Source organism: Paenibacillus sambharensis (assembly GCF_003233845.1).
Classification (GTDB): domain Bacteria; phylum Bacillota; class Bacilli; order Paenibacillales; family Paenibacillaceae; genus Paenibacillus_I; species Paenibacillus_I sambharensis.
On record NZ_QKRB01000046.1, the window covers coordinates 31,212 to 55,348 of the forward strand.

Annotated in this window: 23 protein-coding genes; 5 read left to right on the forward strand and 18 right to left on the reverse strand. The window is 52.8% G+C overall.

Annotated elements, in window-relative coordinates:
* Positions 1–3: 3 nt before the first annotated feature.
* The 4 genes from ppnP to DNH61_RS14925 form a co-directional block, all read right to left on the reverse strand.
* Positions 4–321 carry a pyrimidine/purine nucleoside phosphorylase gene (gene ppnP / locus DNH61_RS14910; RefSeq protein WP_111147480.1) on the reverse strand — a complete coding sequence of 106 codons (318 nt, stop codon included), beginning with the start codon at positions 319–321 and terminating at the stop codon, positions 4–6.
* 122 nt (positions 322–443) lie between these two features.
* Complete coding sequence (tkt, locus tag DNH61_RS14915; protein ID WP_111147481.1) at positions 444–2,462, reverse strand: transketolase; 2,019 nt, start codon at positions 2,460–2,462, stop codon at positions 444–446.
* A 151-nt stretch (positions 2,463–2,613) separates the two neighbouring features.
* Entirely contained in the window at positions 2,614–3,516 is a 903-nt protein-coding gene (gene purU / locus DNH61_RS14920) for a formyltetrahydrofolate deformylase (RefSeq protein WP_111147482.1), read from the reverse strand.
* Between the two features lie 203 nt (positions 3,517–3,719).
* Positions 3,720–4,850: a deoxyribonuclease IV gene (locus DNH61_RS14925; RefSeq protein ID WP_111147483.1), complete on the reverse strand. Its 1,131-nt coding sequence runs from the start codon at positions 4,848–4,850 to the stop codon at positions 3,720–3,722.
* 110 nt (positions 4,851–4,960) lie between these two features.
* On the opposite strand from DNH61_RS14925, the gene DNH61_RS14930 reads away from it, so the two are divergent.
* The 3 genes from DNH61_RS14930 to DNH61_RS14940 all read left to right on the forward strand — a co-directional run bounded on the left by DNH61_RS14930 (position 4,961) and on the right by DNH61_RS14940 (position 7,044).
* Positions 4,961–5,398, forward strand: a complete 438-nt coding sequence (locus DNH61_RS14930; protein ID WP_111147484.1) for a DUF2621 domain-containing protein — start codon at positions 4,961–4,963, stop codon at positions 5,396–5,398.
* Between the two features lie 104 nt (positions 5,399–5,502).
* Positions 5,503–6,036 carry a hypothetical protein gene (locus tag DNH61_RS14935; RefSeq protein WP_111147485.1) on the forward strand — a complete coding sequence of 178 codons (534 nt, stop codon included), beginning with the start codon at positions 5,503–5,505 and terminating at the stop codon, positions 6,034–6,036.
* Positions 6,037–6,147: 111 nt separating this feature from the next.
* A complete protein-coding gene (locus DNH61_RS14940) occupies positions 6,148–7,044 on the forward strand; it encodes a TIGR01777 family oxidoreductase (RefSeq protein ID WP_111147486.1) in 897 nt (298 codons plus the stop codon).
* Between the two features lie 101 nt (positions 7,045–7,145).
* On the opposite strand, the gene DNH61_RS14945 is transcribed toward DNH61_RS14940, so the two are convergent.
* Both DNH61_RS14945 and DNH61_RS14950 read right to left on the reverse strand, forming a co-directional pair.
* Positions 7,146–7,637, reverse strand: a complete 492-nt coding sequence (locus tag DNH61_RS14945) for an HXXEE domain-containing protein (RefSeq protein WP_111147487.1) — start codon at positions 7,635–7,637, stop codon at positions 7,146–7,148.
* Positions 7,638–7,677: 40 nt separating this feature from the next.
* Positions 7,678–8,019: a winged helix-turn-helix transcriptional regulator gene (locus DNH61_RS14950; RefSeq protein WP_111147488.1), complete on the reverse strand. Its 342-nt coding sequence runs from the start codon at positions 8,017–8,019 to the stop codon at positions 7,678–7,680.
* 105 nt (positions 8,020–8,124) lie between these two features.
* Between DNH61_RS14950 and DNH61_RS14955 the strand changes: the two genes are divergently transcribed.
* Both DNH61_RS14955 and DNH61_RS14960 read left to right on the forward strand, forming a co-directional pair.
* Positions 8,125–9,042, forward strand: coding sequence for an arginase family protein (locus DNH61_RS14955; protein WP_111147489.1), 918 nt, complete (start codon positions 8,125–8,127; stop codon positions 9,040–9,042).
* 177 nt (positions 9,043–9,219) lie between these two features.
* On the forward strand, positions 9,220–9,711 hold the full coding sequence (locus DNH61_RS14960) for a hypothetical protein (protein WP_111147490.1): 492 nt from the start codon (positions 9,220–9,222) through the stop codon (positions 9,709–9,711).
* A gap of 678 nt (positions 9,712–10,389) precedes the next feature.
* Here the strand turns inward: DNH61_RS14960 and DNH61_RS14965 are convergent.
* From DNH61_RS14965 to ndk, 12 genes are all read right to left on the reverse strand, one after another.
* Positions 10,390–12,240, reverse strand: coding sequence for a S8 family peptidase (locus DNH61_RS14965; protein ID WP_111147491.1), 1,851 nt, complete (start codon positions 12,238–12,240; stop codon positions 10,390–10,392).
* Between the two features lie 299 nt (positions 12,241–12,539).
* Positions 12,540–14,444 (reverse strand): DUF6382 and FHA domain-containing protein, encoded by a 1,905-nt coding sequence (locus DNH61_RS14970; RefSeq protein ID WP_111147492.1) that lies wholly within the window; start codon positions 14,442–14,444, stop codon positions 12,540–12,542.
* A gap of 47 nt (positions 14,445–14,491) precedes the next feature.
* The gene (locus DNH61_RS14975) at positions 14,492–15,031 is read right to left on the reverse strand and encodes an A24 family peptidase (RefSeq protein ID WP_245948199.1); all 540 of its coding nucleotides are present in this window, start codon (positions 15,029–15,031) and stop codon (positions 14,492–14,494) included.
* Between the two features lie 68 nt (positions 15,032–15,099).
* Positions 15,100–16,056: a TadE/TadG family type IV pilus assembly protein gene (locus DNH61_RS14980; RefSeq protein ID WP_181438725.1), complete on the reverse strand. Its 957-nt coding sequence runs from the start codon at positions 16,054–16,056 to the stop codon at positions 15,100–15,102.
* The gene (locus tag DNH61_RS14985; RefSeq protein WP_111147495.1) at positions 16,022–18,334 is read right to left on the reverse strand and encodes a pilus assembly protein; all 2,313 of its coding nucleotides are present in this window, start codon (positions 18,332–18,334) and stop codon (positions 16,022–16,024) included. Before DNH61_RS14985 ends, DNH61_RS14980 begins: the two co-directional genes overlap by 35 nt.
* Positions 18,335–18,415: 81 nt before the next feature.
* The gene (locus DNH61_RS14990; protein ID WP_111147496.1) at positions 18,416–19,111 is read right to left on the reverse strand and encodes a hypothetical protein; all 696 of its coding nucleotides are present in this window, start codon (positions 19,109–19,111) and stop codon (positions 18,416–18,418) included.
* Positions 19,095–19,283: a Flp1 family type IVb pilin gene (locus DNH61_RS14995; RefSeq protein WP_111147497.1), complete on the reverse strand. Its 189-nt coding sequence runs from the start codon at positions 19,281–19,283 to the stop codon at positions 19,095–19,097. Before DNH61_RS14995 ends, DNH61_RS14990 begins: the two co-directional genes overlap by 17 nt.
* A 97-nt stretch (positions 19,284–19,380) precedes the next feature.
* Positions 19,381–20,247: a type II secretion system F family protein gene (locus DNH61_RS15000; protein WP_111147498.1), complete on the reverse strand. Its 867-nt coding sequence runs from the start codon at positions 20,245–20,247 to the stop codon at positions 19,381–19,383.
* 60 nt (positions 20,248–20,307) lie between these two features.
* Positions 20,308–21,054: a type II secretion system F family protein gene (locus DNH61_RS15005; protein WP_111147499.1), complete on the reverse strand. Its 747-nt coding sequence runs from the start codon at positions 21,052–21,054 to the stop codon at positions 20,308–20,310.
* Entirely contained in the window at positions 21,051–22,298 is a 1,248-nt protein-coding gene (locus tag DNH61_RS15010) for a TadA family conjugal transfer-associated ATPase (RefSeq protein WP_111147500.1), read from the reverse strand. Before DNH61_RS15010 ends, DNH61_RS15005 begins: the two co-directional genes overlap by 4 nt.
* Entirely contained in the window at positions 22,255–23,421 is a 1,167-nt protein-coding gene (locus DNH61_RS15015) for a P-loop NTPase family protein (protein WP_146241032.1), read from the reverse strand. The genes DNH61_RS15010 and DNH61_RS15015 overlap by 44 nt, the downstream gene beginning before the upstream one ends.
* 254 nt (positions 23,422–23,675) lie before the next feature.
* Positions 23,676–24,074: a nucleoside-diphosphate kinase gene (ndk, locus tag DNH61_RS15020; protein ID WP_111147502.1), complete on the reverse strand. Its 399-nt coding sequence runs from the start codon at positions 24,072–24,074 to the stop codon at positions 23,676–23,678.
* Positions 24,075–24,137: the final 63 nt, after the last annotated feature.

The window sequence follows — 24,137 nt, forward strand, 5'->3', positions numbered from 1 at the left end:
AGCTTACTCTGCCAGGTATGAGCAGCAGTAATCGGTTACCGATTCAACCTGCAGCTTGAACTTGGAATTGCCGGGAACGATAAATTCACCTTCACCATTGATATGAAGCCACTCGCTGGCATCGGGAAGCAGTACCTTAAGCTCTCCTGCCATGATCTCCATAATTTCCTTGGCATCGGTGCCAAACTCGTATTCGCCTGGCATCATGATACCGAGCGTCTTCTTCGTGCCGTCCGGGAACAGAACGGTACGGCTGGTCACTTTGCCGTCAAAGTAGACGTTTGCCTGCTTTACGACAGTTACATGTTCGAATTGAGTCATGATTCATCTATCCCCTTCTCCTTGTAGTGAAAAAGGACCGCGGATTTCCCGCGGTCCCTTCTTCCTGCGGCAGCCTGCCGCCTTCGGACACAAGCCGCCGCCTATAGCAAACGTGAGACGTGTTACAGCAGAGCCTTCACTTTGCTTACAACGTTCTCAACCGTAAAGCCGTATTCCTTGATGACACGGTCGCCAGGAGCGGAAGCGCCGAATCTGTCGATCGCGAGCACATCGCCCTTGTCGCCGACATAACGGTGCCATCCGAACGGATGAGCCATCTCGATAGCCAGACGTGCCGGTACATCCGGAAGAATAACCGAATCCTTGTACGCCTTGTCCTGCTTCTCGAACAAATCCCAGCTCGGCATGCTGACTACGCGCACTTCGATGCCTTCTTCAGCCAGTGCCTTCTGTGCTGCAACAGCCAGCTGAACCTCAGAGCCGGTTGCCAGAAGCTGAGCCTGCGGCTTGCCGTTCTTCGCATCGGATACGACATAAGCGCCGCGCTCGATACCGGAGACAGCATGATCTGCTGTACCAGGCAGGATCGGCAGGTTCTGACGGGTCAGAACAAGCGCTACCGGGTTGTCCTTGTTCGCTACCGCATAACGCCATGCAGCAGATGTTTCGTTGCCGTCAGCCGGACGGATTACCGTCAGACCAGGAATGATGCGAATCGAAGCCAGCTGCTCAATCGGCTCATGTGTAGGACCGTCTTCGCCGACAGCGATACTGTCATGCGTCAGCACGTACACAACTGGAAGCTTCATCAGCGCAGCAAGACGAATCGCCGGACGCAGATAGTCGGTGAATACGAAGAATGTACCGCCGAATACTTTCACGCCGCCATGAAGCATCATGCCGTTCATAGCTGCTGCCATACCGAACTCACGAACACCGAAGTAAATGTTGCGGCCTTCGTAGCTGCCCGGCTTGAAGTTGGTCAGGCCGTTCAGATGAGTCATAGTGGAGCTCTCCAGGTCAGCGGAGCCGCCAAGCAGGTTAGGCACGTTAGGTGCCAGACCGTTCAGGGCGTTGCCGGATGCAACACGCGTGGACAGCGCCTTGTCTTCTGCCGCATACTTCGGCAGGTCCTTGTCCCAGCCTTCAGGTAGCTCGCCGTTAACGGCTGCTTCGAATTGAGCCGCAAGCTGCGGATGCGCCTGCTTGTACTCTGCAACCAGCTTGTCCCAAGCAGCATTAGCTTCAGCGCCTTTGGACTTCACATCAGCGAAATGAGCGCGCACTTCGTCCGGCACGTGGAACTGTGCATCCTCCGGCCAGCCATACGCCTGCTTCGTCAGCTTCGTCTCATCCGGACCAAGCGGCGAACCGTGAGTACCGCCGTGGCCGCCCTTGCCGCCTTTGTTCGGGCTGCCGTAGCCGATAACGGTCTTCACTTCGATCAGGGTAGGCTTGTCCGTTTCCTTCTGTGCCTTCTCGATCGCTTTCGACAGCGCGCCCAGATCATTGCCGTCTTCAACACGGAGCACCTGCCAGCCATAGGCTTCGAAGCGCTTCTCAACATTCTCGGAGAACGACAGGTTCAGTTCGCCGTCAAGCGAGATATCGTTCGAATCATACAGTACAACCAGCTTGCCAAGCTTCAGATGACCAGCGAGGGAGGCCGCTTCACTTGAGATGCCCTCCATGAGGTCGCCGTCGCCGCAGATGGAATACGTGTAGTGATCGATAACATTGAATTTATCTTTATTATAAGTAGCCGCGAGATGGGCTTCTGCCATGGCCATACCTACTGCCATTGCAATGCCTTGGCCCAGCGGGCCGGTTGTCGCGTCGACGCCTGCCGTATGTCCGAATTCCGGATGGCCTGGCGTTAAGGAATCCCATTGACGGAAATTCTGGATTTCTTCCATCGGGAGATCATATCCGCTGAGGTGCAGCAGGCTGTACAACAGCATGGAGCCGTGTCCGGCGGAAAGCACGAACCGGTCACGGTTGATCCAGCTTGGATTAGCAGGATTATGGTTCATGGTGCTGGCAAAAAGCTGATAACCCATCGGGGCAGAGCCCATCGGCATACCAGGATGTCCGGATTTAGCCTTCTCGATTGCATCAATAGCAAGTGTGCGAATCGTGTCGATCGAAAGCTGGTCGATAGACTTGTTCTTGACTGTCATTGCATGTTTCCTCCCATTCCTGTTCTAGTGAGCCGGAATAAAGTCCTATCCAGAGCTTCAATTGGCTTTGAATATTGTACCATTAGCGCTTCAGGTTTTCCATAGGTGACGTAATAACGCGGTAAAGCGAAGAGAGCTGCCGGTCAGGCAGCTAGCTGAACACAACCGTCTTATTCTGATGCACGAGGACGCGGTCCTCGATATGCCACTTGACCGCGCGAGCCAGAACGACCCGCTCAATTGTGCGGCCGATCCGCTTCAGCTCGGTGACATCATCGCGGTGGCTGACACGCTGTACGTCCTGCTCGATGATCGGACCGCCGTCCAGCTCCTCTGTCACATAATGAGCGGTTGCGCCGATAATTTTCACGCCGCGCTTATAAGCCTGCGCATACGGCTTGCCGCCGACGAAGGCCGGCAGGAAGGAGTGGTGAATGTTGATAATCCGGTTCGGATAATATTCGATAAATTTAGGCGTAATGATCTGCATATAGCGTGCAAGCACGATCAGGTCAGCCTTGTCGGCCACCGCCTCCAGCTGCTGGCGCTCGGCTTCTTCCTTCGTATCCGGCGTTACCGGAATATGGTGGTACGTGATGCCGAACGACTCCACCAGCTCGCGCATATCCGGATGGTTGCTGATTACCATTGCAATGTCAGCATCAAGATCGCCCGCCTGCCACTGCCACAGCAGCTCCAGCAGACAATGATCCTCCTTCGAAACGAAGATCGCAAGACGCTTCTTCCGGGCGGCCCGGAACGTCAGCCACTTCATATCGAAGCGGTCAGCAACGCGGGCAAAATCCTCCTGCAGCTGCGGCAGCTGCTTCGGCAGATCGTTTAGGTCAAACTCAAAGCGGATGAAGAACATGCCGCCCTCCGGGTCCATCGTATATTGATCGGACTGGACAATATTCGCTCCATGCTCATATAGAAACTGCGACACCGCAGCCACTATGCCCGGACGGTCCGGACAGGAGATCAGCATCCGGGCGCGGTTCTCATTGTTCGCACGGCGTGCCGACTGCTGCGGCTGGTATGTATTCTGCTGCATAACGGTATAATCTTCCTTCCCTTGGTTATGTATGTAAGCAGAATGCAGAAGGCAGACTCTGCGGGTCGAGCTATGGCTCTATGTCCAACTGCCGCTGTTCCTGCCTTGCTGCCCTCCGCCTGCCATTATAGTGCCGGAAACGCCTGGCATAGCGCACTTCCGTATAATTTCATGACCTTATTCTGGCCGATTATTCTAGCCGATTAAGCATTTACAAGCAGTTCCTTGCCTGCAAACCAAGCCGTTAAGCGCTGGTTGACAGCTTCCTCGCTGAGCTCTTCAGGGAGCACACGATTTTCCATGACGAGGTCATACAGTCGGTCCATTGGCTCACGGGGGTCGGCTTTCTTCGCCTTGGCGTCATTCTTAAGCGTGTCCCACACCGACAGCACATACGTCCGGTAGTCGATCTCTTCCTTCTCGAAGAAATAATGCAGACGCTCCACATGGTCGAAGAATGTCTCGCCAAACCGCTCCATCGCATCTCCGCGCAGCAGTGCAATCTCAGCCTCGTACATCGGTCTTGTGGTCTTGTCCTCCTTGCCGATCCAAGGCGTCTCAAGAATGAACGGCTTGCCTGCAAGCAGTTCATGGTTCACAATCCGCTTAATTGTATCATGGCCAATATAGCCAGCTCCGATCGGCGCGTGGCGGTCCTTCTTGGCCCCCGAAGGATTCTTCGAGTCATTGATATGAACTACTGCAACGCGGTCCAGACCGACAATCTTATCGAAGCTTGCCAGTACGCCGTCGAGGTCGCCTACAAGATCGTATCCCGCATCATGCATGTGACATGTGTCCATACAGATCGTCAACCGGTCATTGCGGCTGACCTTCTCAATAATGGCGGCAAGCTCCTCGAACGAGCGTCCGACCTCGGTACCTTTGCCCGCCATGGTCTCTAGCGCGATATTAACATCACAATCCTTCGTCGCTTCCAGCACTTCGTTCAGTCCCTCAGCGATCCGGGCAATGCCGTATTCCGCATCCTTGTCCGTATAGGCGCCAGGGTGCAGAACAATATTCTTCACACCAATCTGCTCTGTGCGGCGCATTTCTTCCTGCAGGAACCGGACCGCGAGCTCGAAGGTATCTTCCTTATACGAGCCCAGATTAATAATGTAAGGCGCATGAACGACGATCTCGCCGATTCCATGGGCTTTCATTACTTCCTTGCCCTCTTCAATATATAGGCTTTCAATCGGCTTGCGCCGAGTATTCTGCGGTGCTCCCGTATAGATCATGAAAGAGCTTGAGCCGTACGATACCGCCTCCTGTGCGGCAGTCAGAAGCCCCTTGTCCGAGAATGAAACATGAGATCCTATTTTTAACATGCGGCTACCCGCTCCTTTCGGCATCCAGACATACATCAGTCCTTATTTTACAGGGTATATCGAAATAAATCTAGGAATAAGGTATAATTCAGGATGAGGTGAAGGTAAAGATGGATTGGACATCCAACTGGTTTATGTATTTTATCCTCTTCTGGGCGGTTGTGATGGTCGTCTTCATGTCGATCGGCGGCTTCTTCATGTTCCGCAAGTTCCTGAAGGTGCTTCCGATGCGCGATGGCAAATCCAAGCTCGACTGGCAGAACTATTGGGTGGAACGCAGCCGGCCGATGTGGACGGATGAATCGAAGCAGTTCCTGGACGTGCTGGTATCACCTGTACCCGGACCGTTCCGCGATATTGCCAAACATTCAATTGCCGCTAAGATCGGTCAGGTCGCCATTGAGAGCGGTGCTTCTTCCGTAACAAGAGATCACTGCATAGAAGGATACATCCGGGCTACCCCGGCACGCGACTACAGGAGCCTGGTCTCATTTTTGGATAAGAAAGGCATTGACTACACACCCTACAAGCATCTGATAAACAAGTAACGAGCCGCCGGCAAGGGCGGCTTTTTGCATCTCCTGTTTCGATTGACCCTTAACCTTAAGGGGTATAAAGTCTCTAAAGATAGATACAGGGAGGAGATTGCAGTATGACCAAGCAACCGGATAAGAAACCTATAAGACGCGTTATGGAATTGGGTGCAATCCTGCTGATGACAGGCTCCATCCTGTCCGCCTGTTCAGGCGGGGACGAGGTCAATCAGCCCACCCCTAATCATGATCAGCAAACGGCGGATCCAACTGATCCGCAGCAGGGGCGTACATCGCCTGATTCCGGGGACGTAACAGAGGATAACCCGGGAGCAGCGCCTTCAGCACCTGACAGCGACACGAATAATCCGGCAGACGAAGCTATTACCGATGACGATGCAGACCAAAGAGATACAGGGGACGGCAATGTTATTCAGGGTCAGGGCACCTATACCGGACAGCCGGATAACCATTCCGTCGAGATTATGACAGAGGAAGGCCCTATGGTTTTACAAATTGATGAGGATATAGCACTTGTGCTAGAAGGCATCGAGCCTGATTCCAAGGTTCGGTATGACTATATTGAGAAGCAGCTGGACGTGAACGGCGATACTGTCACTCAGAGATGGCTGACGGACATTAAGCTGGATTAATACACGATAAAAATTCGAAGCAGCGGAGATCCTGCAAACAGCAGCTGTTATAATGGGAGTACGCAAGTATTTGAAATATTTGAACTACTGAGGACGGATGGTGAGGTTTGGATGCGTGTTGCGGTAACAGGCGGAACTGGATTTATCGGCTCCAGATTAGTAGACAGGCTGCTGGATCGCGGGGATGACGTATGGATTATCACCCGCTCTGTAGGGCATGTGATGAAGCGCCACCCCAAGCTGCGGGCGATGACCTGGGATCAAATCAACAATGGCACGCACGGTGTAAAGCAGCTTGACGCCCTTGTTAATCTGGCCGGTGAATCCATCAATCAGCGCTGGACTGATGCCGCCAAGCAGCGCATTATGCAATCCAGGCTGAAGGCGGCAGCCGGCTTGGAGCGGCTCGTGGAATCGCTCGAACATAGGCCAATGGTTGTCGTTAACGCATCCGGAATCTCCTATTACGGAACATCCGAGACGGAAACCTTCACAGAGAACAGCCCTCAGCAGATTACGGATTTTCTGGCTGAGGTTGTGGACAAGTGGGAGGAAGCAGCCGACCGCATTCCGACTGACCGGCTTGTCAAGCTCCGTGTCGGCATTGTGCTGTCTGCCAAGGGCGGCGCCTTCCCGCTGATGGCGCTGCCCTACCGCCTCTTTGGGGGCGGCCGGGTTGGCAGCGGCAAGCAGTGGATCTCCTGGATTCACATTGAAGACATGCTGCGCCTGATTCTCTTCTGTCTAGATCAGGATATGACGGGACCAGTCAATGCCGTGGCGCCGGACCCGGTTACGAATGACCGGTTCGGCCGTGCCATCGGCAGGGCAATGAAGCGCCCGCACTGGTTCCCGGTGCCTGCTGCTCTCATGCGTACCCTGTTTGGCGAGCTGTCCGTGCTGCTGCTCGAGGGCCAGAAGTGCCTGCCGCAGGCAGCGCTTGATGCCGGGTTTGAATACCGTTACCCGACCATTGACCAGGCCATGCAGGATCTGGTGGGTAAATAGGCGGATAAACTTGAAATGTCAGGAGCTGTCCTATAAGGACGGCTCCTGCTGCTGTTTAGCATTTTCGAAGCCGGCTCAATTGTAAACGAACCTCAGCATACTTATTTGGCGATTTGCTCTGGTGATACTTTCCCGCCCATCTTGAATAATACCGGAATAAGTGCTAGCAAGAACATGCCCACAGCTAACGTAGACAGAATTATCTCATTCCATGCAATTAAATCCTCTGTAAACATCTGATAGAGAATCAATGAATTGATGGGGATGTTTAGCAATAACCCCGTGAGTAGTCCCGGCGCATATCTTTTCATTACTACTGTGGCAATCAGATGCGGGAATACAGCATTAATAATCATGGAGCCTAAGAAGCCTACGAAGATCCACTTCGTAAAATCGGATTCCGACAGATAAACATAACTAAATGCCGACAAATAAGCCAAAACCGTTATAACAAGGACAGCAAAATGGAATTCACCTGCAGTAACCGGCTTCTGAAATCTCGAAGAGTGCTGCGACCACTTGGGCAGCCAAATGGCTTCTTCCATATTATGCAGTGTAATAGCTAAGCAGAAAAAGACTGCGAGGTGCTCCATCCGGCTTTTCCTCCTCGTTAGAATGATCGTTTCCTATTCACTATGTGCTCTGATTCTTTACCCCCCACTCACATAACTCTTCCATAATGGGCAGCAGTGTTTTCGCTTTACCCGTCAGGCTGTACTCGACTTTGGGAGGAATCTGAGGATACTCCTTCCGCTTAACCATGCCATCTGCCTCCAGCTCTTTCAGCTGTGAGCTCAAGGTTTTATACGTAATTGTCCCGATCTGCCTCTTCAGGTCATTGAACCGCACCGGCTCATTTTCAGCCAGAAGATACAGAATCACCATTTTCCACTTGCCGCCAATAACCGATATTGTATATCCAAAAGGTGTGTCTTGAATGTGTTTTACTTTACCTTTAAACTCCCCCATACCCATGCTCTCACTATCCTTTCTGATAGTACCTGTCATAAAAGTGCGTACTGTTTTTTCATTTAGTTTCATCTTATACTGGCCTTACTTTGAGGTAAAGGAGAGACTGAGATGACTCGAAAAACAATACGCCTGCTGATGCCGCAGTGGCAAGGGGGAAACAATCCAAATTACTCTTTCGGAGCCGAACTGCTTGCTTGGCTTGCCCCGGATAATGACGATCAACCCTTACTCCATGTTCCCGTTCAAGCTTATGATGGAACCCCTCTTGAGAATGAGAACGGTATGAATGGAAGAACGCAGCTTCTGGAGCAATTAAAGTCCGCTCATCATCTCATTGAGGCTCACAAGCCGGAGCGCATCGTCATGTTTGGCGGTGACTGCCTGGTCGAGCAGGCTCCATTCGCCTACTTGAATGAGCGGTACGGAGGGGAGTTAGGTTTAATATGGGTTGATGCTCATTCTGATTTAGTAAGATATGTCGGTTATGATAACGGACATACATTGCCGCTCGGAAATCTATTGGGGATCGGAGACGATGAATTCGTCAAGCAGGTGAAGGTCCCGCTGAAACCAGAAAATGTTTTTATTGCCGGCTTAAAAGTGCCTACCGAACAAGAAACTGAGGTCATTTCAGAAGCGTTTCAACGGCTGGGCATATATCCTGCGGAAGAAGACTCAAAAGTGATTGAAAGACTTGGCATCAGAACAGCTGGAGCCGAGGAGTTAACGGACAATCTGGATGTAATTAAAGAATGGATCAGAGCTAGCGGAATTAAGCATCTGGCTATCCACCTTGATGTAGATGTGCTTGACCCCAAGGCATTCCGTTCTCAATTATTCGCCAATCCCTCTGCACCCGTTAACTATTCTCCTGAAGGAACCATGCAGCTGCCCCAGCTGTTGACTCTGCTGAAGGAACTATCCGCTGTAACAGACGTTGTTGGCCTCGGGATAACGGAGCATCTTCCATGGGATTCCATTAACCTGAAGAAGCTGCTTGGAGAGATCCCTATACTCAATAGCTGATTGATGACAGCCTCAGAAAAAAGAAAAGCACTTCAATACAGCCAAATACTGTATACTAAAAAGGCAGATGTATTATAGTTACAATACTGGATAAGTGGTGGATTTTAATCCTTCAAAGAGAAATCAACTGCTGTACTCGTAATGATTGGGTCAAAGGTTATTACTGGGGGCAACGAGATGAATAGAATAACTGTGACAGTCCTAGCATGTCTTTGTTTAATTATCGGCTTGTCCGGTTGTTCCAATAGCGAGAAAGTTGAGATAAACACCCCCGCATTCCTATACAACTCTTCATCGAATACAGGAACTAGCATTGAAGTTTCTATTAGTGGGCAATATGACAAAGATAATAACTTTCAAGGTTCTCTAACCATTGGTGGGATGGAATATCCAACTATACTTTTTAAACATGGGTTTGGATTAATCGCTTATGATAAAGCAGAAAGAACCATTCTCGGATTGATTTTTTACGATAACGAAACCAAAGACTACAGCATACATCTAACCGAAGGCAAATTGTATGGAGCCTTACAAGGTGACAATAGCGAGGGCGGAACTCTTATTATAAGCTCTCCTGCTGTAGATAAGGAACAAGCTGTAGAGGTTCACACGAGGCTAACAGGACTATGTACAGAATTTGAACATAACGAAGGTCTATGCTCAAGGTAACTTAAGCAAGGTCCGTTTTATGTTGAAAGCTCCAGTCTTACTCACAGAACCACGAAAAAGTAGACCATCACCTTGGTACGGGGCGGTCTACTTTTTTTGTCCAGCCAGCCAAGAAACCTGGTACCCACACTTATAATTCTCCCTTGGGATAATTACATTCATCCCTTTATTACCATGTTCAATTCACCCCTATATAGGTGCGGGATACACCATCGGCTTCGTCTACAATTTGGCATAACTCACTGCTGGGGCCGATGAACCACTCGCTCTCGGATATTGGAAAATCCATTTAGCTCATGTTATAGGACCGGTTCAGTAACGGCAACTCTTGTTCGGCCGCAGCAGGAGCCTGGTTCCGGTTACTGGGCAGCAGTACTCGTTCGTATGGGCACCTATATAGTCGGTATTCAGGATGGAGGACATCTCACCGCTGCCGGTATACTGAATCTCGCTGCCCGGTTCTCATACCCGATAGCCCTTTCCCTTGCGGCCAGTCGGCTGCCAGGCGAGAGGTAGCTCTCGCTGTATAAGGTGTAGGCGCTGCTTAGCGACTTAATTGCAACCGACATTCCGATCTCTGCATCTTATGCAACTGCTTAAACCGACGTGATCCATTACGAGAAAAAATCATCCTTTGAAATTCTGCTAGGAACCAGCCCAAGAACAAAGCTTTTTCTCTTAAACTGGAACAAGTGATTTTATAGCTTCAATTGCCGCTTTAGCATCTATTCTTCCAAATCCATAACGTTCATCCCAAGCCGAGGCATTAGGTGGATTTTTTCTTGCTGCTTTATCAACAATTTCGCGGGTTTGATCTATGCTTAGCTTAATGCCCTGTGCATTTGCCTCAGCAAGAATTAAAGCAACAACACCAGTTATTGCTGGTGATGCCATACTCGTTCCCGACATCGTGGTCGTGCCGTCTTTAGAACCTGATTTCGCGGCTATAACAGTATGCCCTGGGGCGCTGATTTCAGGTTTCTGGCGCCCATCTCTCGTCGGACCAGCACTTGAAAAGGCGGAGATCGTCTTCTTGGGATCATAAGCATTATACGAACCCACCACAATACTTTTATGCCCACATGCAATGGACCCGAGCGTATGAGAGTTATTATTAGGAGAAGCAAACTTAGATTGGTTGTTCGGTTGTCTACGGCTAGGATCATCCCGCTCAACCCATGCATGAAAATCACCATCTATTACCTTTTTACCATGAAGTCGCAATGTCCAAGTCCCCGGGGATACGCCGCGTTCGAGGAAAACGCCGATCAAATTATCTTGGTTGTTAGGATCATGTTTTCGATGAGCCACGAACATGACAACTTGTCCCGTTTGATTTTTGGCGGTAGCATTTGACCCGAGTTGTACGGTGCCAATACTCAAGCCCGTTGGGTCGATCACCTCAAGAACAAACTCATCCCCTCCGTTGTACCATATCTCAAGCTCATTGGAGGTATAATCGTTAGGCTTTATTTCCCAGCGCAGGTCGAAGGTATTACCTTCAACTATTTTCCCGCTTGCGTGGATACCATCTCCGTATGAATTGGCTGCCGCAATAACAATAGCACGATTAGGCTTTTCATTAAGTATCGCATCAAATCCTTGTTCAACAAGGGAGGTACCGTCATGAGGGCCTCCATTGGTACCCAAGCTAAGGTTAACGACACATGGCCTTTCTCCTGCCGTGTCAAAAATATATCTAACGGCTTCTAATACCTGTGCCGAATCACCAAAAAAGTGACCAACAGCTCTAGCTCCATCCCAAGGAATATCATTGGCAGCAAGCTCAACAAACACAAGATCAGCTTTTGGCGCTACTCCGGGAGTTCCTGTACCCTTTCCATTTCCAGCTGCGATATCCATAACATGAGTTCCATGCCAAGGTTCATCATGAATGTAATGAATTAATTCATCTGGGATCATTAGTGCTTCATAAGGGTTTTCCGCCTGAATTGCCTGATTTATTTCCTCCTTGCTAAAGACCCTGCCATACCCAAAGGGACCGGTGTAGGTTTCCCCTGTGGCATGCTGATTCCAAAGAGTAAGCAGCCTTGTTGAATCATCGCTATTTCTAAAATTGTTATGGACAGCATCGCAACCGATATCCACTATTCCAACCACTACCCCGTGGCCCGCATGGTCTTTCGCTATACTGGGCGGCAAGAGATCGGTTCGCGCGTTTATCTCCTCAGTTGTCTTATTAAGGGTTGTGCTCACAGGCTGAGCTAGTTTTAAGCTAAGTACAGCACTTGATTTCCTTACATTCTCAAGCTCATTCATATCAACACGAGCAGTAACAATTCGACCACTTTTATCCGGTGCCAAGCCCATATCAGCCTTATGCTTGACTCCCGGGATGGTATTCCATTCGTCAATATCCGTAACCTTAGCGATTACCGGTATGAAATGTTCTTCACCATCAACAGCAGTTGTTAGATTGGTTTTTTCTCTTGTATTTCTCTCAATTATCCTTTGCAGTTTGGGGTCAATTTCAGTAAGTACTCGGTCAGTAGTTTCTTCGAGGCGCATTGATATTCTCCTTTGTGGTAGAAATAGTTATAGACCTTGTATTAAGACCACTAGCATAGTTTGTATTGAAAGAATTTTCTTTATCCAAACAATTTTTTGGTGTTTTATGGTTTCCATTAAGGGAGTTATTTATAGCGCATGATCCGTTGAGTCGAGCAGGGCTTTACAAATTAGAAAAGGCCACCAAATCAATTCAAGCTGTCCATTTTGTAGAACAAGGTCACTTGTCATACAGAAAATATATAAACAAAAAGACGACTCCCAAGGAACTATTCCTTAAGATAAGGTCTCTTACGCTGCTATCCATTCTTGCGAAAGGTATACACCGGGCCATTTGCGCCCGCAAGCTGCAGGGAGTCGCCTTCAGACAGCCGGTAAAGCTTATAGGGAACCATAGGGCTGCCATTAAGCTTGCTGCCATTGCGGGAGCCAAGGTCTTTGACCGCAACTCCTTCCTCAGAATTGGAGCTGACTTCAATGTGAGTGCGGGATACACCATCGGCTTCATCCACAATCTGGCATAACTCACTGCTGCGGCCGATAAACCACTGGCCTGCAGCTAATGGAAACACAGTATCGGATTTATCATGGGACCGGTTTAATACCGGCAGGCATCTTTCGGGAAGCACAGCGGTCAAATCCAGGCTACTCTGCCCGCTGCGGTTCTGCGGCAGCAATACTGTTTCATCTGCATGGGCACCTATGTAAGCAGTGTTCATGTTAAATGGCATTTCACCGCCGCCGGTGTGCGGCATTCCGCTGCTCTGTTCTTCCAGGATGTGTTCCACTCTGTAAGCATCATACACCGTGTTTCCCGAAGAATTGGCGCTGCCGGCCCGCCTATCCGCTGCATTCGCCGCTCCCATACGGCTTTGCGAATTTTTTTCCTGCTCCGCCTCACGCCAGTTGCCCTGAAGCATGCTCTCTTCCTTTTCCGGAAAGCTCCATCTGGAAGACCTCGCACCGTTCAGCAATGGTCCCGAGTCCATCACGCCATCTGCCATCGTATCCTCCTCATCATCCGTCTCTCCGCCAGCCATCCGCTTCCAAGCAAGCAGAAGCCCTCCAGCAATAAGCAGAGTGAGTCCGCTGCTTAGTAGCAGCTGGTTGGTTGACGGGTTATCCAGATAGAGAAACCTCCAGCAGCTTGCACAAGCCAAAACAGCTATTGCAGCCGCAATCCACTTGGCTCTTGCCGTATCTCCACTGGGGCCGCCACCATCAGCATTTTGATGAGATGCGTCTGCAACCACCGGCTGTATACCCATACGTCCATTATCCCATTCCTGCCCGGCAGCCGGTTCGAATCGTACCCGTTTGTCAGCTCCAAAGCTCGTTCGGCTGCTGCCGCCCTGCCGGACGGCTTCGGCTTCATGATCACCGTCAGGTGATGAAAATATGGAATCAAGCAGCTCCGCTTTTGCCTTCCGGTCTGCTTGTCCGCGCCCCCGCTGCCCGTTAACCCCCATTAATTCCGGGTTCCCGGATGCCCCGGCATGCAATCCTTGACTGGAGCCATACTCATAACCCCTGGAAGCAATGCCTGCTGCTGTCTGTCCGCGGCTGGTCCTTGCTTTCGCTGTGCTGTCTGTCGCAGTCGGACTCGCAGCAGCTGCTGCCGCAAAAGGCTCACCAATCAGCTTAAGCAGCAGTTCCCGCAATCTGCTAAGAGGCATTCCCGGCTGCTCCAGTAGCTTCAGTATCTGCTGCAGGCCGGCTCCATCCACCGCTGGCACCCTTGCTACCCAGCGAACCGCCAAGGTCAGCAGCCTGGCAGTCACGGAGGTCTGCTCAGACATCGCCTGATCCTTCATCGGAATGTAGGCCAGACGCAGCCCGTCAAACCGTTCCCCTTCCATGAACATCATGTTCTCATGCAGCAGGCAGCAGGACTCCCTCAGCAGATAATGACGGCAATCATCCATAGCCTCCACAACAGCGAGCAGAAGCTCGTAATACTGCTGCATGGTAATAGCCTTCGTCTGCAGCACATTGGACAGCATTCGCTTGCCTGTAATCGTAAAGCGGAAGGTAATCCCGCCATCAACCTCCAGCCAGTCTACCGGCAGCAGCCGCGGCGAGCTCTCCGCTTGCAGCATCTGCAAATCCACTTCATCCAGCTCGTCTCTGCGCATCGGAGGGTTCCGCGTAATAATCATTTCATGCCCCCGCTGCATGGCAAAATCCACTATAAACGGCTCCACGTATGCAGCCTCCTCTATCTACATAATAAATCCGGCTCCAATGCTGCTCATCCTGCGAACCAGAACACTGCTGCCCCCGGTAAAACAGCAAGCATAAACGGAAAGCGGATCGTTACCTTCTCTTCGGCCGCTGCCGGTCCATTCAAGTTGTTGAAGCCATCAAGCAGCTTCAGGTGAATACCCGCCAAACGAAGCTGGCCGTTCAGCGGTTTCCCCCGGCGGGCTTTCTTCCAGACGAGAATAATGAACCCTGCCGCACCCGCAAAAAGTATGGAATACATGGTTACACCCCAAACGCCCGCAACCCCTGTCCAAGCCCCCAAAGCGCTGAACAGCTTGACATCTCCCGCGCCTACACCGCCAAACACATACAGCACATACATCAGTGCAAAGCCTACCGACACCCCAAGCAGGGCGCTGCCAAGCCCTAACCATCCCCCGGCCGCCAAATGGGCCAGCAGCCCTGCGGCACAGCAGGGGACAGTCAACCAATTGGGGATTGTCATCGACCGGATATCCGTTATGAAGGCTGCAGCCAGCAGGACAGCAGCGCCTGCTGCAGACCACCATGCAATCATCAAAACCATCACCGCCATTCTATCCTTATATAGTTACTAATCCGGCAACACTCTCATCTTCTCTGCCGGTTACCACGCTAACCCTCATCCATCCTCGCCACGATAAAATGCCCGCTTACTGCTGCACCGCTGCTGTCTTCAACCTGGACCTCCCAAGTACCCGATGTGGTATTCCCCGATACATGCCATTCCCAGGTTACAATGCCGTGCTCGTCAGCAGTTGCCTGGCCCAAATGCTTCGCCCGGCTTGTACCGCTCTTATATATTACTGTTAGCGAAACCGCCTGGTTAGGAGCAGCGGATGCAATGACTCTTGCCTTGCGGCCCGGCCGTACCGGTGAAGGCTCGATCGCGATAATCCGCAGCTCAGACTGTTCCTCTGTCCCGCCGGTATGAACCTTGGCAGAAGCCGAATCGCTGAGCCACACCCTCTCCCTTGCTGTAGCGGTCAGCGTTATGGACTGCTTCGTGAATGGCAGGCCGAGCGGAAAATCATAATCGAGCACTACCGTAAAGTACGGATGCTCCCGTGTCTGGATATCTGGCAGCGACAGCTCACGCAGACCGATACGTTCCGTCTGCAGTTCAGTGTCCTCAGCAAGCTCGTTAACGACCGGCATAACCAGTCCTCTTCCAAGCTCGGTCGCAGCCATATTTTGCAGTGGTCTCCAGTCCCCATTCAGGGCTCCGCTCACTAAGGCCCCGGCTGGCTCCGGCAAATACTCCGCCAGCTCCGCCGCTACAGGTCCAATTTCTCCAAGCTCAATCTGCGGCAGCGTCGGTACAGCGGACAGGCTGCCGGGCAGCCGTTCCGCCGCCAGTGCAGCCGGATAAATATGCGCCGCCGACTGCCTGACTACCTGTGAAGCCGTGTCCTGTAGAACCATCTGGGCAGTTGCCATACGGATCATTAAGATCAGGAACAGCAGCACGAACAGAAATACAGGCAGTGCGACGGATGCCTCCACTGCCATTGCGCCCCGCTCATCCCGTAGTGGCTTAATAAGACCAAGCCGCCGTCTTAGTTGTCTCATAACGGTTTCCGACAACCTTTCCTTGTAATGGGCTGACATAACCGACCATCCTCATGACACCCGGAAGGAACCATAACCGTACAGACGCCTTCACTTCCCCTGATACTGCAGCGGGAATCTCGTGCAGCCTGTATCCGGTGTTATGCTCAATAACAGCTGACATACGGGAGAGTTTATCAGCCTCGCTTCCGTGGATGAGAAGGAACAGACGCAGATAATCCTTATAGCGAAGCTCTCCGGGTATATACTTGGAGATGGGCGTAGTTCCGTCCCGGAACAGCTCGGCCATATCCTCAAGCGTCTTCTCAATACCGTAGACAACTGCTGCCGCAAGAATAAGCAGAGGGTGTCCAAGTGAACGGCACTCAATCAGTCCTTCCATCGTCCGTACGGCTAGACGTATCGTGAAGATTTCTCCGTAGGCGAGCCCGAGGTTCATCTTCTGGTCGTGGCTGCCGTACAAGATATATTCCACTTCCTGCCTTTCAGCTGCGAACACTGGTACCGGCGACACGGTCCCGCCCCCAGCGGGGGAAGGCATCAGTCCCAGCTGGTCAGGGCTAAGCGAGGTAAAGCGGTGAACAGCGTATTCATTAATATACAGCTCATCCCGTATGGACAGCATCGTGTCCGAAAGCCCGCCGAATACTTGATCGGCTGAAGACATCGACTCTGCTGCTGTTCCCCCGCTGTCCAATTCACCGGCCGGAGCTCTTGCGCTTCCCGAAGGTGATAATTCCACCGCTTCACCGGCGGCTGATACCTGCTCATTCAGGCTCCTGTTGTGCTCATACAGCCCCTTCAGCTCCTCGAAGGCTGCTGCCGCTTCCTCGGAGTGCTGCATATCGGCGACACGGTCCAGAAGCTGGCGGGCTTCACTCATCTTGGACTCTGCCTGCCTTTCCAGTGCCTTGCGTTCATCGTCAGCTGCCTGATCATACCGGATAGCCCTTTCTCTTGCGGCCAGCCGGCTGCCAGGCGAGAGATAGCGCTCGCTGTACAAGGTATAGGCGCTGCTTAACGATGCAGCCGCAACCGGCATTCCGCTGTCTGAAGCTGCATAGCCGCCAACAGCAGCATACACTGATGACTGGAAGCGGCTTGCTGCCTGCTGTATGGCGCCTGCATCCGTCTTTTGCTCATCCAGCTCTGTCTGATATTCGTCAAACCATCTATCAGGCAGAACCAGCCGCTCGGTATCCTGCTGATTGCCGGACACCCCTGTCCCACTGCCTGTTAGCCCTCCCATTCCCCCGCTGCTGCCCCCGTTACTTCCCGCAGATTGCCCAGACTGGATACTTGTTTGAGCAGCCGTGGACAAAGCCGCTGCTGCTTGTTTCATGCGTTCGTTGACAGCCTTCGCACTTGCAACCTCCCCCGCTGCCAGCCCAAGCAGCCGGTCATGCTCCGGTTTAAACCTCGTTCCCGCATTTCCAACTTGGGATGCTGTGGATCTGGCGGAAGCCGCATACTGTGCAATCTCATCCTCATACTCCGGTTCTGTGCCTTCTTCGCGTGCCGCATCACTCGCAATCCAGCTTTGGTAGCTGGCATAGCCGGAGACAACGCTGAAGGCGGAAGGGACCAGTCCGCCAATTCCCGACTGCTCTGCCTCCTGTGCCGCCTGCCGCTGGTAAGCCAACGCCTGCAGCAGATGCTTTTGCCGCTTGTCATACAGCTTCCTCAACTCATCCATACGCTGAACCGTCTCCTTGGCTTCTTTCATTGAAGAAGACAGAGGCTTTAGCCGATTAGCCAGCTCCATCGCAAAGTCAGCAGGCGCCTTATATTTCATATCCTCGAGAATCTGCCGCCTGAGCACCGGATGCAGCCCAAGACTGTCGCCGTCAAAAGCCTGAAGATTCTCTACCTTTCCCCTCAGCAGCTGAAAGGACTGCTCGCGCTGAATTAACATGCCGTCCTCAATCGAATCCTGAAGGATAGTCAGCGAATCAGTACCACCTCTGCCGAATAATCCGTACCGGCTGTACAGCGTCTCATCGTAAGCAGACAGTACGGATCGGACACCGGCATACGCGGCACTTTCCACCTGGCGTTCAAAGGCGGCAATCCGGGCGTAATCGATCAGGACGGACATGAAGAGCAGTACCACGGAAGCAATCATGACAAGGTAAAGTGATACTGAACCATTCACGGACCGGAATGCGCTTCGTCCCTCCCTCTTTACCAGCCGGGGTATCTCTTTCCCCCTCTTGCTTCTGCCGCCATTCCGCCCCCCGCCGCTATTCCTTCGGCGGATATGTCTTATGTCATCCATATAACAAATTCACCTGCTTTCCTAGCCTGCTGCGCTAAACTCATCACAGCCGCCTGCCCAGCGTACAACTCGCATTTTCCATTAAGGCCTTCCCCGCTGTTTAACAATTTCACCGGCCTCCTGCCGCTTGGCTGCTGCCGCTGGTCCCGTGCCGAATTTCGCCGCATAATAACGGGCCAAATCCACCGTACGGATGAATTCCACCGGGTCCGCAACCGTACTGACCGCTCTTCCCTCCATCGTGGAGCTTCCCGTCATCCTGGTGATTGCCCCCACCGTCAAGGGTGAAACGAGATGCATATCTATCGTACGAATTAATTTCTGGCGGTCAGACCCCATTGTTCCAGAGAGCGTTGCCGGCAGTCTTGCAGCGGCCTGCTTCATCTTCTTCAGCTGCAGACCCGACTCTTCTCCTTCCCTCTCCCCGGCGGCCGGGAGATCAAGCTCGACTCTTCCGCCATCACTTCCCGCCACCAACCCAAAAATACCATCCAGCATATCGTCTTCGGCAAGCCGCCAATATAAGCCGTCGTACATCCCGGTGGGTGCAAGGCCTGTCGCCGGATCCCTGTGGCTGTTATCCCAGCGGAAGGCAGCCCGGTCAGCAGCAGATGAAGCGTTGTAGTATAGAATGACTCTCTGGTAAACGACCAGTCCAAGCAGCATCATGAGCAGTATAGAGATGAAGACAAGCGGAAACACCGTTGTCGATTCCAGCACCGCACTTCCCTTCTCATCACGCCAGGCCCTGGCAAGCTTGTTAGGAGAAAATCTCATTGGATCTCGTTTCCGCCTTGCCCATCAGTTTAGTTAGAAATTCAACAATCCAGCTCCGGAACAATATAACAATAATGATAATGACAGCGATGATGAGAATAACCTCCAGCGTTCCAAGCCCTTCTTCCGATTTCCACAGCTTCCGTGCATGATTCTTCATCATAGTTAACATGATAAAATCCTCCTGTAATCCGCCGGCTTTGCGCCCGTGCGGTTATATAATTTGGCTTAAATTTACGTAGTCATTCCAATATCGGTGCCTGAACCAGCTAAGACATCATCAGCACGGCAGGTGCACCGACCAGCACCATTAATACGAAGAAAATGGCTGTCAGCGGAAAAGCCAGCTTCGAGGACGCTTCCTCTCCCTTCACCTTGGCAAGCGCCTTGCGCTTTTCCCAGAGCGTAAGGGACAGCTCCCGCAGGGAGACAACAAAGCTGTCGCCCCCTTTGCGGCTGTTAAGCAGCAGAACCGCAGTGAAAACGGATACCTCCTGGACACCGCAGCGTTTGCCGAAGGCTTCCAGCGACTGGCCGAATGGCTCGCCGTTCCGGTACGCATTCATCGCCCTGCGCAGCTCCTTGTACAGCGGATGGTCTTCCTTACCGGCCTCAGCGCAGCGGAACAGCGCGGTCTGTACGGTCTCGCCTGCCCCTACCAGCAGCATTAGCTTACTGAGCAGATCCGGCAGTGTTCGAATCATCTCCCTTCTGCGCTCCTCCACCTTGTTGAATAACCCGCGTATCCTCGCAGCCGGAACCAGCCCCAGCATCAGAACGCCCATGGCCAGCATGGCGGGTTCATCCGCCAGCAGGCCCAGTAATGCCAGGCCGGTTAACGATGCGTAACCGAGCCCCACTGTCTCTGCGATGAACATTCTGGAGCGGCGAGGGGTTACGGCTTCACCTTCAATCAGCAGTAGTCTAACGTGCAGGACCGCAAGGAACGACTGCAGTATTTCGAACAGTCTCCACTTCTCCAGTGCCAGCATGAACGGCCTGCCGATCAGCCTCTCCAGCTGTGATGACTTGGCTGCGGCCTGCAATCCGTTCTCCCTCTTCCTGGTTACCCGTTCCGAGTTCCAGAACATCCAGCCCCATAAGCCTGCAAGCACACCCACAATCAATGCCTGCATGGCATCCCTCCTCTCCTGTAATCTGGCGGCGCATTTCACGCTTCTGTTAAACCGCTTCCCCTAAACTTCAATGGTCATCCACTTGCGAATCAGCAGATAACAGCCATACAGCACACCCAGCGCTGCAGTCAGCAGCAGATATCCCATTCCACTGTAGAGCGGCGCCATATAGTCGGGAGCTGTCAGCGAAAGAAAGGCCATAAACACGAAGGGCACGGCCAGCATAACCTTGGACTCAAACCGTTTGCGTGCGATCAGCACTGCAATCTCCTGCTCGACCTCCATCTTGTCGCCAATCATCTGTGCCGTCCGTCTGACGATGCCAACCATGTCGCCGCCCGACCGCTTAGCCGTAGCCAGTACATCAGCAAACTGGGTAATATCATCAATTCGGGCACGGTCAGCAAATGCACGCAGGCATCTTTCAGGCGTTTCGCCATTACGGAGGCAGCTCCCCATAAAAAGAAACTCGCGAATGATCTCTATTCTCGCATCCGGGTAGACCAGCTTAAGATCCTCCGGAACCGTGCAGATCGCATTCTCTACGGAACGACCCGCGGCCAGTGAAGAAGCAATGGACTGCAGCGCTTCCTTGAACTGCCGCTTCAGCCGCGTCCTCTTCCAGTCAATCAGCCACCTGCGTACATACCGGGGGGTAAACCAGCCCAGAGCAGACATCAGCAGTGAAATAAGGACCGAGTTGTAGAACAGATACGCGCCGACAAAGACAACAGCCGCACCGCCGCATACCGAGCCAACCAGCTGCAATCTAGAGAGGCGGGCATTCTGATAATCCGGCAAAATCACCCCGCATCAACCTCCCTTCTCTGAAAACCGGCCATCTCCCATTTACGTGTATCGATGAGCCCTCTTCCGGTTGGTACCAGGCCGCCAACTGCGGACATCTCTTCTCCGGCTCCCCCCTCATGCTCCGCATAACGGTAGAGCGTATTAAGCTGCACGTCGCCGTCATGAAATCCGGCAACCTCTGCAATCTCCGTTACACGCCGGGAGCCGTCACGCAGCCGCGATAGATGGACCATAATATCAATGGCCGAAGCAATCTGCCCCCGAATTGCCGGTATCGGCAGCTCTGCCGCTGACAGGACCATCGTTTCCAGCCTGGCAATCATATCCTTCGCACTGTTCGCATGCCCAGTTGACAAACTTCCATCATGCCCAGTGTTCATGGCCTGCAGCATGTCCAGCGCTTCCCCGCCGCGCACCTCGCCAACCACTATGCGATCAGGCCGCATACGGAGCGATGCCCGGATCAGCTCGCGGATGGTGACTGCCCCTTTGCCCTCCGTATTGGCGTTACGGGCTTCCAGCGAAACCAGGTTCGGCACGTTGCGGATTTGCAGCTCAGCGGAATCCTCAATGGTCACCACACGCTCGTCTGCCGGGATGAAGCGGGACAGCGCATTGAGGAAGGTTGTCTTTCCTGTACCCGTACCGCCGCTTATGAAGAGGTTATACTTGGCTTCAACCAGCCTTCCCAGCAGTTCAGCCGCCTCTGATGGCAGTGCGCCTCGCGCAATCAAGTCATCCATCAGCAGCTGCCGCTCGGGGAACTTCCGGATGGTCAGTGTCGGACCCTTAAGAGCCACCGGCGGCAGTACGACATGTATCCTTGAGCCATCCTTCAGCCTCGCATCCACGATCGGGCTCGATTCGTTCACCACCCGGTTCACCGAGCCGACAATGGACTGGATCAGATCCTCGAGCCTTTCCCTGCTCTCGAAGCTCTGCGGGTAGCGGCTGATTAATCCGGCACGCTCGATGAATATCTCTTCATGGCCATTGATCATAATTTCCGTGACCGCAGGATCGTCCAGCAGGGGCTGCAGCATATCCAAACCGCGAAATGAATGGAACAGCCGCCGGACCGCCTGATGCTTGCCCGCGGCCGTCAGGACACGGCTTGCAGACCATTCGAACACAACCTGTTCAATAACGCCCAGCAGCTCGCTGTCCTCCACTGCCCCCTGCAGATCAATGCGCTGCTTAACCCGCTCCCGCAGCAGCAGTATGTCTTCCTCCGCAAGCAATGGCCTCTCCTCCCTTCAAGCCGAGCTTATCCAGAAGCATAACGACAGCTGCCTGGAATGGCAGTGAACCGAGCAGCTGGCCCGGCTGCATCCACTTCCATTCCGGGATATAAGGCAGAATGCCCGCCACGGTCATCCCGTGTGTATCCCGCAGCTCCTCTTCCGGCAGCATTCCCTCCAGCATCCGCGTCTGCACCCAGCAGATCGCGTCCATTAGCTGATCCCGGCTATCGGGCCAGCTTCGCTCCATATACTGAAGTGCAATCTCATTCTTGCGCCTTACAATAGCGTCCCTTGTGGTCAGCCAGACAATGGAACTGCTCTTCTCAAAGATGACGCGATGACAGTCATGCATCACGTTGTCCAAATCAACAATGATCAGGTCGTAGTCACCTTCTGACCGCAGCAGCTCAAGCAGCCTGTCCGTATCCTCAGGCGTCATGGCGAACCGCTCGTCCGGGTGCGAACCGCCCGCCAGGAAATCCGCTCTCAATACAGGATGCTGCCTGCGCAGCTTGCGCATCAGGTCCCCTGCCGTATCCGGCTGGGACTTAAGAGCATACAGCAGGCGTGACAGCCCTTCCTCCTGAGCCCCTCCCAGCAGCAGCGGAGTCGCATCGAACGGCTCAAGATTCAGATAGAACACATGCAGGCCGGAAACCGCTGCCTGATGAGCCATATTCAAGGCCGTTACCGTCTTGCCGATCCCCCCTGCCGCCGAATAGACGGCAGCTATCTTCGTCCCGTTCCGTTCTGCTGCCCCGTGAGAAGAACGAGCCTTCCCCGCCAAACGCCGGTCTGCAATCTGCCGCAGCAGCTGAGGCAGCGGCTGGTACTGCAGCAGTTCTTCTGCGCCAGCATTCAATCCCGTCAGCTCACCCAGTCTGCGGACCAGCGCCAGCTTAATGACGGACGGAGCGCAGGAGGCGAATGCCTCCTCCATGAAGTCAGGAGCGGCCAGCATCATGTCTACCGCATAACCGCCCTTCATGTACTGCCTCAGAGCTGCCGTTGAAGTAAAGCCTGTAATCCTCCATTCGGAGCCCTGAGGAGAGCTCCGTACATAATCGGCCAGACGCTTGATATACCCCTCCTCCTTCACCGCTACCGCCAATTGATACATCCTGATTTCCCCTTCCTGTTGTTCTGAATACAAACCCGATGCTCTTACATCCATACCAGCAGAGACTTCCGCCGCTTCCAGCTGACACACTGGGCCGGTTTCCTGCCAAGACGCAAAAAAAAAGCACCGCTTACGCCCGCAGAGAATCTGCAAGGCCGTAAACGGTGCTTCCGTTACCGGTCAATCGTGTAATTTTGGGATAAATTTACCACGTTTCTATTCCTTCGTCAATAGACGAGTTTAGAGGCCGCATGCTATCCGAAGAACAATCCGATCTCGCGGGCTGCGCTTTCCGGTGAATCCGAGCCGTGAACAATATTGCTGTCAACGATAAGTGCGTAGTCTCCCCTGATCGTGCCTGGACCTGCTTCTGCCGGATTGGTCTTGCCGATCAGCGTGCGCGCGTTCTGCACAGCATTCGGTCCCTCCCAAACCATAGCGAATACTGGACCGGAGGTGATAAAATCGACCAGCTCACCAAAAAATTTCTTCTCCCTGTGCTCGCCGTAATGCTCCTCAGCCAGCGCCCGGGGAATGGTCATAACCTTCGCATCCGCCAGCGTCAGGCCCTTCTGCTCGAAACGCGACACGACAGCACCAATCAAGCCTCTCTGCACACCGTCGGGTTTCACCATGACAAACGTCTTTTCCATACTAATTCAGCCCTTTCAACGAGATAGATATAATGCTATTCGAAAAGCGCACTGCGGCCAGCA

What these genes read in the sequence shown, in the direction of transcription:
- ppnP (WP_111147480.1), bottom strand. Translation starts at nt 321, where the DNA reads ATGACTCAATTCGAACATGTAACTGTCGTAAAGCAGGCAAACGTCTAC.
- tkt (WP_111147481.1), bottom strand. Translation starts at nt 2,462, where the DNA reads ATGACAGTCAAGAACAAGTCTATCGACCAGCTTTCGATCGACACGATT.
- purU (WP_111147482.1), bottom strand. Translation starts at nt 3,516, where the DNA reads ATGCAGCAGAATACATACCAGCCGCAGCAGTCGGCACGCCGTGCGAAC.
- DNH61_RS14925 (WP_111147483.1), bottom strand. Translation starts at nt 4,850, where the DNA reads ATGTTAAAAATAGGATCTCATGTTTCATTCTCGGACAAGGGGCTTCTG.
- DNH61_RS14930 (WP_111147484.1), top strand. Translation starts at nt 4,961, where the DNA reads ATGGATTGGACATCCAACTGGTTTATGTATTTTATCCTCTTCTGGGCG.
- DNH61_RS14935 (WP_111147485.1), top strand. Translation starts at nt 5,503, where the DNA reads ATGACCAAGCAACCGGATAAGAAACCTATAAGACGCGTTATGGAATTG.
- DNH61_RS14940 (WP_111147486.1), top strand. Translation starts at nt 6,148, where the DNA reads ATGCGTGTTGCGGTAACAGGCGGAACTGGATTTATCGGCTCCAGATTA.
- DNH61_RS14945 (WP_111147487.1), bottom strand. Translation starts at nt 7,637, where the DNA reads ATGGAGCACCTCGCAGTCTTTTTCTGCTTAGCTATTACACTGCATAAT.
- DNH61_RS14950 (WP_111147488.1), bottom strand. Translation starts at nt 8,019, where the DNA reads ATGGGTATGGGGGAGTTTAAAGGTAAAGTAAAACACATTCAAGACACA.
- DNH61_RS14955 (WP_111147489.1), top strand. Translation starts at nt 8,125, where the DNA reads ATGACTCGAAAAACAATACGCCTGCTGATGCCGCAGTGGCAAGGGGGA.
- DNH61_RS14960 (WP_111147490.1), top strand. Translation starts at nt 9,220, where the DNA reads ATGAATAGAATAACTGTGACAGTCCTAGCATGTCTTTGTTTAATTATC.
- DNH61_RS14965 (WP_111147491.1), bottom strand. Translation starts at nt 12,240, where the DNA reads ATGCGCCTCGAAGAAACTACTGACCGAGTACTTACTGAAATTGACCCC.
- DNH61_RS14975 (WP_245948199.1), bottom strand. Translation starts at nt 15,031, where the DNA reads ATGGTTTTGATGATTGCATGGTGGTCTGCAGCAGGCGCTGCTGTCCTG.
- DNH61_RS14980 (WP_181438725.1), bottom strand. Translation starts at nt 16,056, where the DNA reads ATGAGACAACTAAGACGGCGGCTTGGTCTTATTAAGCCACTACGGGAT.
- DNH61_RS14985 (WP_111147495.1), bottom strand. Translation starts at nt 18,334, where the DNA reads ATGGATGACATAAGACATATCCGCCGAAGGAATAGCGGCGGGGGGCGG.
- DNH61_RS14990 (WP_111147496.1), bottom strand. Translation starts at nt 19,111, where the DNA reads ATGAGATTTTCTCCTAACAAGCTTGCCAGGGCCTGGCGTGATGAGAAG.
- DNH61_RS14995 (WP_111147497.1), bottom strand. Translation starts at nt 19,283, where the DNA reads ATGTTAACTATGATGAAGAATCATGCACGGAAGCTGTGGAAATCGGAA.
- DNH61_RS15000 (WP_111147498.1), bottom strand. Translation starts at nt 20,247, where the DNA reads ATGCAGGCATTGATTGTGGGTGTGCTTGCAGGCTTATGGGGCTGGATG.
- DNH61_RS15015 (WP_146241032.1), bottom strand. Translation starts at nt 23,421, where the DNA reads ATGTATCAATTGGCGGTAGCGGTGAAGGAGGAGGGGTATATCAAGCGT.
- ndk (WP_111147502.1), bottom strand. Translation starts at nt 24,074, where the DNA reads ATGGAAAAGACGTTTGTCATGGTGAAACCCGACGGTGTGCAGAGAGGC.